This window comes from Streptomyces sp. DvalAA-14, from assembly GCF_900091855.1.
Classification (GTDB): domain Bacteria; phylum Actinomycetota; class Actinomycetes; order Streptomycetales; family Streptomycetaceae; genus Actinacidiphila.
In genome coordinates this window covers 26,997-35,996 of sequence record NZ_FMCH01000218.1, presented here as the reverse complement: position 1 = coordinate 35,996, position 9,000 = coordinate 26,997, and the positions used below count along the sequence as shown (strand labels likewise).

General features: G+C 70.8%; 8 protein-coding genes. All 8 read left to right on the top strand.

Features of this window, described 5'->3' with window-relative positions; all coding sequences use genetic code 11:
- On the top strand, positions 1-1,433 hold a 1,433-nt coding region (rho, locus tag GA0115240_RS11080), incomplete at its 5' end, for a transcription termination factor Rho (protein WP_093736502.1).
- Positions 1,434-1,657: 224 nt separating this feature from the next.
- Positions 1,658-3,451 carry a trypsin-like serine protease gene (locus tag GA0115240_RS11075; RefSeq protein ID WP_161302160.1) on the top strand — a complete coding sequence of 598 codons (1,794 nt, stop codon included), beginning with the start codon at positions 1,658-1,660 and terminating at the stop codon, positions 3,449-3,451.
- Between the two features lie 237 nt (positions 3,452-3,688).
- Positions 3,689-4,822: an LCP family protein gene (locus GA0115240_RS11070; RefSeq protein ID WP_093736504.1), complete on the top strand. Its 1,134-nt coding sequence runs from the start codon at positions 3,689-3,691 to the stop codon at positions 4,820-4,822.
- Between the two features lie 243 nt (positions 4,823-5,065).
- Positions 5,066-5,299 (top strand): 50S ribosomal protein L31, encoded by a 234-nt coding sequence (gene rpmE / locus GA0115240_RS11065; RefSeq protein ID WP_093736500.1) that lies wholly within the window; start codon positions 5,066-5,068, stop codon positions 5,297-5,299.
- A gap of 108 nt (positions 5,300-5,407) precedes the next feature.
- Entirely contained in the window at positions 5,408-6,487 is a 1,080-nt protein-coding gene (gene prfA / locus GA0115240_RS11060; RefSeq protein ID WP_093736499.1) for a peptide chain release factor 1, read from the top strand.
- Between the two features lie 14 nt (positions 6,488-6,501).
- Positions 6,502-7,347 carry a peptide chain release factor N(5)-glutamine methyltransferase gene (prmC, locus tag GA0115240_RS11055; RefSeq protein WP_093736498.1) on the top strand — a complete coding sequence of 282 codons (846 nt, stop codon included), beginning with the start codon at positions 6,502-6,504 and terminating at the stop codon, positions 7,345-7,347.
- A 70-nt stretch (positions 7,348-7,417) separates the two neighbouring features.
- Positions 7,418-8,065, top strand: coding sequence for an L-threonylcarbamoyladenylate synthase (locus tag GA0115240_RS11050; protein WP_093736497.1), 648 nt, complete (start codon positions 7,418-7,420; stop codon positions 8,063-8,065).
- Between the two features lie 56 nt (positions 8,066-8,121).
- Positions 8,122-8,763, top strand: coding sequence for an arsenate reductase/protein-tyrosine-phosphatase family protein (locus tag GA0115240_RS11045; protein WP_370673316.1), 642 nt, complete (start codon positions 8,122-8,124; stop codon positions 8,761-8,763).
- Positions 8,764-9,000: the final 237 nt, after the last annotated feature.

Sequence of the window (9,000 nt, the reverse complement as noted above, 5' to 3'; positions counted from 1 at the left end):
ACCGCGGCGAGGACGGCGCCGACGGCGGCAACCGCCAGGGCCGCGGTGACCGCGACCGGCAGCAGCAGGGCGGCGGCCAGGGCGGCCCGGGCCAGAACGGCCAGAGCCAGCAGCAGGGCGGTCAGAGCCAGAACGGCCAGAGCCAGCAGCAGGGCGGCCAGGGCGGCGGCCCGCAGGACGACGACGAGTTCGGGGACGGCCGCGGCCGTCGCCGGGGCCGTTACCGCGACCGCCGGGGCCGCGGCAACCGCCGCGAGGAGTTCGGTGGCGGCGGCGAGCCGCAGGTCGCCGACGACGACGTGCTGATCCCGGTGGCCGGCATCCTCGACATCCTCGACAACTACGCCTTCATCCGGACCTCAGGCTACCTGCCCGGTCCGAACGACGTGTACGTCTCGCTGGCCCAGGTCCGCAAGAACGGCCTGCGCAAGGGCGACCACGTCACCGGCGCCGTACGGCAGCCCAAGGACGGCGAGCGGCGCGAGAAGTTCAACGCGCTGGTCCGGCTGGACTCCGCCAACGGCATGGGCGCCGACTCCGGCCGCGGCCGTCCGGAGTTCAACAAGCTCACTCCGCTGTACCCGCAGGACCGGCTCCGGCTGGAGACCGACCCGGGCGTGCTGACCACCCGGATCGTCGATCTGGTGTCGCCGATCGGCAAGGGCCAGCGCGGTCTGATCGTGGCCCCGCCGAAGACCGGTAAGACCATGATCATGCAGGCGATCGCCAACGCGATCACCACCAACAACCCGGAGTGCCACCTGATGGTCGTCCTGGTGGACGAGCGTCCGGAAGAGGTCACCGACATGCAGCGGTCGGTGAAGGGCGAGGTCATCTCCTCGACCTTCGACCGGCCCGCCGAGGACCACACCACCGTCGCCGAGCTGGCCATCGAGCGGGCCAAGCGGCTGGTGGAGCTGGGACACGACGTGGTGGTCCTGCTGGACTCCATCACCCGTCTGGGCCGTGCCTACAACCTGGCAGCGCCGGCCTCCGGCCGCATCCTGTCCGGTGGTGTCGACTCGACCGCGCTCTACCCGCCGAAGCGCTTCTTCGGCGCGGCGCGCAACATCGAGGACGGCGGTTCGCTGACCATCCTGGCCACCGCGCTGGTCGAGACCGGCTCGCGGATGGACGAGGTGATCTTCGAGGAGTTCAAGGGCACCGGCAACATGGAGCTCAAGCTCGACCGCAAGCTCGCCGACAAGCGGATCTTCCCGGCGGTGGACGTGGACCCGTCCGGCACCCGCAAGGAAGAGATCCTGCTGGACCGCGACGAGCTCGGCATCGTGTGGAAGCTCCGCCGGGTGCTGCACGCGCTGGACTCGCAGCAGGCGATCGAGCTGCTGCTGGACAAGATGAAGCAGACCAAGTCCAACGCCGAGTTCCTGATGCAGATCGCCAAGACGACGCCCGGCCAGAACAACGACTGACGGCCGGGCCGGGGCCGTTGACCGGCCCGCTGGTCGTCGAAACGCTCAACCCAGGCTGTTTGCCTGAATTTTACCCGCCCCCCGGGACCTTCCCGGGGGGCGGTTCCTTTGTTGGTCATATGATCTGCCAGTCACAGGATGGGGGGAACCATCTGTGCGCAAGTCCGGTGCCGCCATGTTCCTTTGACGGTTACCGGGCGTTTTTCTTCCACGACAGGAGCCATGTGACTCACTTCCTCAAGGGTGGCCGGCGGGCCCGTATCGCCGTCGCCGCCCCGCTCACCGCGCTGGCCGTCGGCGTCGCGAGTCTGATCCTGACGGCACCGGCCCAGGCCGGCCCCGTGGCCGACGGCCAGGGGGGGAGCACCGCCACGCATGCCCAGATCTGGGACAGCATCCAAACGGCGGTGAAGCACCAGCAGAGCACCGACAAGGCAGCGGCGAAGGCCGCAGCGACCGGGACCGGCACCGGAAAGGCGACCGGGAACGCGGTCAAGCCGGACATCATCGGTGGTGTCGGCACCAACATCAACCAGGCCAAGTGGATGGTTCAGCTCGTCTACGACCTGCCCGACGGCAGTGGCCTCGAGTTCTGCGGCGGCACCCTGGTCGCCCAGAACAAGGTGCTCACCGCCGGGCACTGCGCGGCCGGACTCGACTGGGTCAAGAACGGCCACGTGGTGGGCAACACCGGTGTGCTCTTCGGTACTTCCAGCAGCATGCTGAGCAACGTCCGGTCCCAGTGGCTGAACCCGTCGTTCAACGGCACCACGATCGACAACGACACCGCGCTGCTCACCTTGGACACACCGTTCAACCTGCCGACCCTCCCGTTGGCCACGCCGAACGACTCCGCGTCCTACGCGGCCGGTACGCAGGCGCGCGTCTACGGCTGGGGCGTCACCGACTCGGCGCCGGACAGCCAGAACCTGGCCCCGACGCTGCAGAGCCTGGCTCTGCCGGTGAACAGCGACACCACCTGCGCCAACGAGCTGGACACCGACCTGGGTGACCCGAACGCCTACATCGCCGGGCACATGATGTGCGGCGGCGTCGGCGGTACCGGGGACGACAGCACCGGCAAGACCACCTGCTCCGGCGACTCCGGCGGCCCGCTGGTGGTCGGCGGCAAGCTGATCGGTCTGGTCTCCTGGGGCGTCAGCGACGACACCCAGGACTGCAACACCCCCGGTACGTACGACGTGTTCACCAAGATCTCGACGTACAACGGGACTTTGCAGCCGCGCATCAACGACACCGATGTGACGCGGGACGCCAAGGCGGACGTCATCGCCCAGACCCCGGCCGGCGCGACGTACGTGTACGCGTCGACGGGTACGAACATCAAGACCCGGGCGAACGCGCCCGCGTCGTTCAAGAACTACAACACGGTGATCCAGGCCGACCTCGACCGCGACGGGTTCCAGGACTACGTCCTGCGCGCGTCCGGCACGGGCAACGCCTTCGTGGGCCGCCGCAGCAACACCAGCTCCACCTACAGCTACACCAAGATCGGCTCCGGCTGGGGCGCACTCAAGGCGATGCTGGTGCCCGGTGACGTCACCGGCGACGGCATCCCCGACCTGCTGACCGAGGACTCGCGCGGCCGGCTGTGGATCTACTCCGGCAAGGGCGACGGCACGTTCAACGCCGCGGTCCTGACCGGCCTCACCTGGAGCCAGTACAACCTGGTCATCGGGCACGGGGACTTCTCCGGCGACGGCATCACGGACGTACTCGCCCGCGACAGCGCCACCGGGAACCTGTACCTGCTGCGGGGCACCGGCAACGCGACGGCGCCGTTCCTGGCGCCGCTGCTGATCTCCGGCGGCTGGAACGGCTACGACAAGCTGACCACCGTCGGCGACTTCTCCGGCGACGGCAAGGCCGACCTGCTGGCCCGGGTGCCGTCCGGGTCGGAGTTCCTGTTCCAGGGCACCGACGCCGCGGGCAGCGGCGCGTTCAAGCCGTCGGTGAAGATCGCCACCGGCTGGAACATGTACAACCTGCTCGGCTGAACCGTCCGTCATCGGACGGATCAGTACGCACCGTAGTCATCGCCGCGAATCCGGTCACCCGGTGAAGTCGGCGACGTCGGCGAACAGCTGGCGCGCAGTGCCGGACATGGCGCCCGCGCGGCCCCCGATCAGGGGCCGCGCGGGCGCTTCGGCTTTCCCTCCGGATGCCGGGGGAGGGGATCAGGGCACACGATGGAATGTCTGACCATTTCAGACCAGGAAGCCGAGGTGCCGCCGATGCGGGGAGATCAGCCACCGCAGAGCGGGTCCAGCCCCGTAGGGGCCTCAGCGGGGCGCAGACGCCGCCGCCGGGTTCTGCACGTCGTGGCCGGGACCGCGGCGGGCCTGGTGCTGGTCGCAGGCGGCGGCGCGAGCTATCTGTACTACCGGCTGAACCACAACATCCACAGTGTCGACATCGACCACGCCCTCGGCCGGGACCGCCCCCGGCCGCTCCCCAACGGCTCCCTGGACATCCTGGTGCTCGGTTCGGACTCCCGTTCGGGTGCCAACGCCGAGTACGGCCACAGCGGCGGCGCGCGCTCCGACACGGCGATGATCGTGCACCTGCGCAAAGGGCGTAAGGCCGCCAGCCTGGTCAGCATCCCCCGCGACACGCTGGTGGCCCGGCCGGCCTGCGCCAGGCCCGGCGGGCGCACGGTGCCAGCCGCCGGGCCGGTGATGTTCAACACCGCCTACCAGGTCGGCGGCCCCGCCTGCGCGGTCAAGACGGTGGAGAAGCTCACCGGGCTGCGGATGGACCACTACCTGGAGGTCGACTTCACCGGCTTCAAACACCTGGTCGACGCGCTGGACGGGGTGCCGCTGACCACCACCCGGGCCATCAACGACCCGAAGAGCCATCTGAAGCTGTCGGCCGGCACCCACACCCTGGACGGGGAGCAGGCGCTCGGCCTGGTCCGCACCCGGCACGGGGTGGCCGACGGCAGCGACCTGGCCCGCATCCAGTTGCAGCAGGCGTTCATGAAGGCGCTGATGAACCGGGTCGACGGGCTCGGCCTGCTGAACAGCCCGGGCAAGCTGTTCTCGGTCGCCGACACCGCCACCAAGGCGGTCACCACCGACTCCTCGCTCGGCTCGGTGAGCCGGCTGATGGGCCTGGCCCAAAGCGCCCGGCACCTGGGGCCCGGCCGGGTGTACACCGTGACGCTGCCGGTGCGGTACGCGGTCAGCGACCCCAACCGGGTCGAGCCGATCGACCGGCAGGCCGCCCGGGTGTGGGCCGCGCTGCGGGCGGACCGGCCGATCCCGCCCGATGTCACCAAGGGCTCGGTCGCGGCCGACCCGGACGCCGGGAAGGTGGTCGGCGCCGCCCCCAAGGCGACGCCGCGCCCCAGCCGGGGGCACTGACCGGTGCTGCAGCCTGTGCGAGGCTGACCTGCGAAGACACCGTTCCTGACCGATCCCGGCCGGCCGGGAACGGGCGGGTGCCGGTCCGGCCGGGCCCCGGCGCGGACGCCCGGGGAATGAATCCCGGCGGCCCCTGGTTTGGGCAGATGCGGTCGGTCCTGGCAGACTGGACCGCTGGCCCCGGTTCACGTACCCGCAATCCGCGGATGCGACCCGGCGCCCTCCCGAGCCTAGGAGCATCCCTTGAAGCGCGACATCCACCCGCAGTACGTCGAGACCCAGGTCACCTGCACCTGCGGCGCCTCGTTCACCACCCGCAGCACCGACACCAGCGGCCAGATCCGCGCTGAGGTCTGCTCCGCGTGCCACCCGTTCTACACGGGCAAGCAGAAGATCCTCGACACCGGTGGCCGCGTGGCCCGCTTCGAGGCCCGCTTCGGCAAGGGCAAGGCGGCCGCCGGGTCCGCCAAGAAGTAGCGACCCGAAAGCGCCGGTCTACGGTCGCCCGCCCCAGGGTGACCGGACCGGCGCTTTGTCGTCCGCAGCCCTACTTCTGCCAGCCCCCTTCGTAGCAGGGACCCCATCATGTTCGAGGCGGTCGAGGAACTGATCGGCGAGCACGCCGACCTCGAAAAGCAGCTTGCCGACCCCGCGGTGCACGCGGACCAGGCCAACGCGCGCAAGCTCAACAAGCGCTATGCCGAGCTCACTCCCATCGTCACCTCCTACCGCTCCTGGCGGCAGACCGGCGACGACATCGGCACCGCCCGCGAACTCGCGGTGGACGACCCGGACTTCGCCGGTGAGGTGAAGGAGCTGGAAAAGCAGCGCGAGGAGTTGACCGAGCGGCTGCGGCTGCTGCTGGTCCCCCGCGACCCCAGCGACGACAAGGACGTCATCCTCGAGGTCAAGGCCGGTGAGGGCGGTGAGGAGTCGGCGCTGTTCGCCGGCGACCTGCTGCGGATGTACCTGCGCTACGCCGAGCGGGCCGGCTGGAAGACCGAGATCCTGGACGCCAACGCCTCCGACCTCGGCGGCTACAAGGACGTCCAGGTCGCGGTCAAGGCCAAGTCCAACCACGAACCGGGCCTGGGCGTCTGGGCGCGGCTGAAGTACGAGGGCGGGGTGCACCGGGTGCAGCGGGTGCCCGCCACCGAGTCCCAGGGGCGGATCCACACCTCCGCGGCCGGCGTGCTGGTCACCCCCGAGGCGGAGGACGTCGAAGTCGAGATCGGCCCCAACGACCTGCGGATCGACGTCTACCGCTCCTCGGGTCCCGGCGGGCAGTCGGTCAACACCACCGACTCCGCGGTCCGCATCACCCACCTGCCGTCGGGCCTGGTGGTCTCCTGCCAGAACGAGAAGAGCCAGCTGCAGAACAAGGAGTCGGCGATGCGCATCCTGCGCTCCCGGCTGCTGGCCGCCGCCCAGGAGGAGGCCGAGCGGGAGGCGTCCGACGCCCGCCGCAGCCAGGTGCGTACCGTGGACCGGTCCGAGCGCATCCGCACCTACAACTTCCCGGAGAACCGTATCTCTGACCACCGCGTCGGCTTCAAGGCGTACAACCTGGACCAGGTACTGGACGGGGACCTCGACGCGATGATCCAGGCCTGTGTGGACGCCGACTCGGCCGCCAAGCTGGCCGCGGCCGGCGACGGCAGCTGAGAGGGGAAGCGACAGTGAACCTGCTGCTCGCCGAGGTGGCGCAGGCCGCACAGCGACTCGCCGACGCGGGCGTGCCGTCGCCGCGCTTCGACGCCGAGGAGCTGGCCGCGTACATCCACGGCGTCAAGCGCGGCGAGCTGCACAGCGTGGCCGACGCGGAGTTCGACGCCCGCTACTGGGAGGCGGTCGCCCGCCGCGAGGCGCGCGAACCGCTGCAGCACATCACCGGGCGGGCTTTCTTCCGCTATCTGGAACTGCAGGTCGGACCCGGGGTGTTCGTGCCCCGCCCGGAGACCGAGTCGGTGGTCGGCTGGGCCATAGACGCGGTCCGCGCGATGGATGTCGCCGAACCGCTGATCGTCGACCTGTGCACCGGCTCGGGCGCCATCGCGCTCGCGCTGGCCCAGGAGGTGCCGCGCTCGCGGGTGCACGCCGTGGAGCTGTCGGAACAGGCCCTGGAATGGGCGCGCAAGAACGTCTCGGGCAGCAAGGTGGACCTGCGCCAGGGCAACGCGCTGAGCGCCTTCCCGGACCTGAACGGCCAGGTCGACCTGGTGATCTCCAACCCGCCCTACATCCCGCTCACCGAGTGGGAGTACGTGGCGCCGGAGGCCCGCGACCACGACCCCGAACTCGCCCTGTTCTCCGGCGAGGACGGCCTGGACACCATCCGCGGCATCGAACGCACCGCGCACCGGCTGCTGCGGCCCGGCGGCGTCGTCGTCATCGAGCACGCCGACTCGCAGGGCGGCCAGGTCCCGTGGATCTTCAAGGAGGACGCGGGCTGGGCGGACGCGGCCGACCACCCCGATCTCAACAACCGCCCCCGGTTCACCACGGCGCGGAAGGCGCGGCCGTGAGCGGGTCCTCGGGTACGTCCCAGGGCCCGTCCTTGGGTATGTCTTTGGGTACGTCTTTGGAGGTCAGCTGATGGCACGTCGATACGACTGCTCCGACCCGACCGAGCGGATCACCGGTCTGCGCGAGGCCGAATCCGCCGTCAAGCGCGGCGATCTGGTCGTGCTGCCCACCGACACCGTGTACGGCATCGGCGCGGACGCCTTCGACGCCGAGGCGGTCGGCGACCTGCTGGAGGCCAAGGGCCGCGGGCGCAACATGCCCTCGCCCGTGCTGGTCGGCTCGCCGAACACCCTGCACGGCATCGTCACCGACTTCTCCGAGTCGGCGTGGGAGCTGGTGGACGCCTTCTGGCCGGGCGCGCTCACCCTGGTCACCAAGCACCAGCCGTCGCTGCGCTGGGACCTGGGCGACACCCGCGGCACGGTGGCGGTCCGGATGCCGCTGCACCCGGTCGCGATCGAACTGCTGATCGAAACCGGGCCGATGGCGGTCTCCAGCGCCAACCTGACCGGCCAGCCCTCGCCGCAGAACTGCGACGCCGCACAGGCCATGCTGGGCGACTCGGTGGCCGTCTACCTCGACGGCGGGCCCACGCCCGCCGCGGTGCCCTCCTCCATCGTGGACGTGACCGGCAAGGTTCCGGTGCTGCTGCGGGCCGGGGCGATCAGCGCGGAGGAGCTGCGCAAGGTCGTCCCCGACTTGCAGGAGCGCAGTTGACGCCCGACGGGCGTGCCATAAGGGGTCTCACCCTCCCCGGACAGGTCCCCGCGCGGATCCCGGGGTATGTGCCCGACTACGTCACCGCCGGGCAGAGCGATGACGTCTTCCGGGTGCTGCACGTCTGCACCGGCAATGTGTGCCGCTCGCCGATGGCCGAGCGGCTGATGCGGCACGGCCTGGCCCGCCGGCTCGGCGACGGCGCCGCGGGCATCCTGGTGGAGTCGGCGGGCACCTGGGGACACGAGGGCGCCCCGATGGAGGCGCACGCCGCCGCGGTGCTGACCGAGTTCGGCGCCGATCCGTGTCGCTTCACCGGCCGGGAGCTGCTGGACGACCACGTGATCGGCGCCGACCTGGTGCTCACCGCCACCCGTGACCACCGGGCCCAGGTGATCTCGATGGGTCACGCGGCGGGTCTGCGCACCTTCACCCTCAAGGAGTTCACCCGGCTGGTCCGGGCGATAGACCAGGCCACGCTGCCCGACGGCGGGGTCACCGAGCGGGCCCGCGCGCTGGTGCGGGCCGCCGCCGCGCTGCGCGGCTGGCTGCTGGCGCCCAGCGCGGAGGCGGACGAGGTGCACGACCCCTACGGCGCGCCCGTCTCGTACTTCCGCAGCATCGGTGAGGAGATCCACACCGCGCTCGACCCGGTGGTGACCGCCCTGACCGGCATTCCGGCGCCGGCGACCGTCTAGCGGGCCCGCAGGGCCCTGTCAGGGCCGTGCAGCCGGCCCCGCCGCGACCGCCGGATCGGGGCCGGTCCCGGGCACGCCCCGGGCGGCCGCCGCAATACCCCGCCGAAGGCCGGTGCAACCGTCCGGGCTCCCTGTGAGTCTCTAGAGATGTTCGCCGTCCCGGCCCGGTCACCACTAGGGTGTGACGCTGTGAGGAACCCCCGGACGCGTGCGCATCTCGGTTGCGCCCCCGAATAC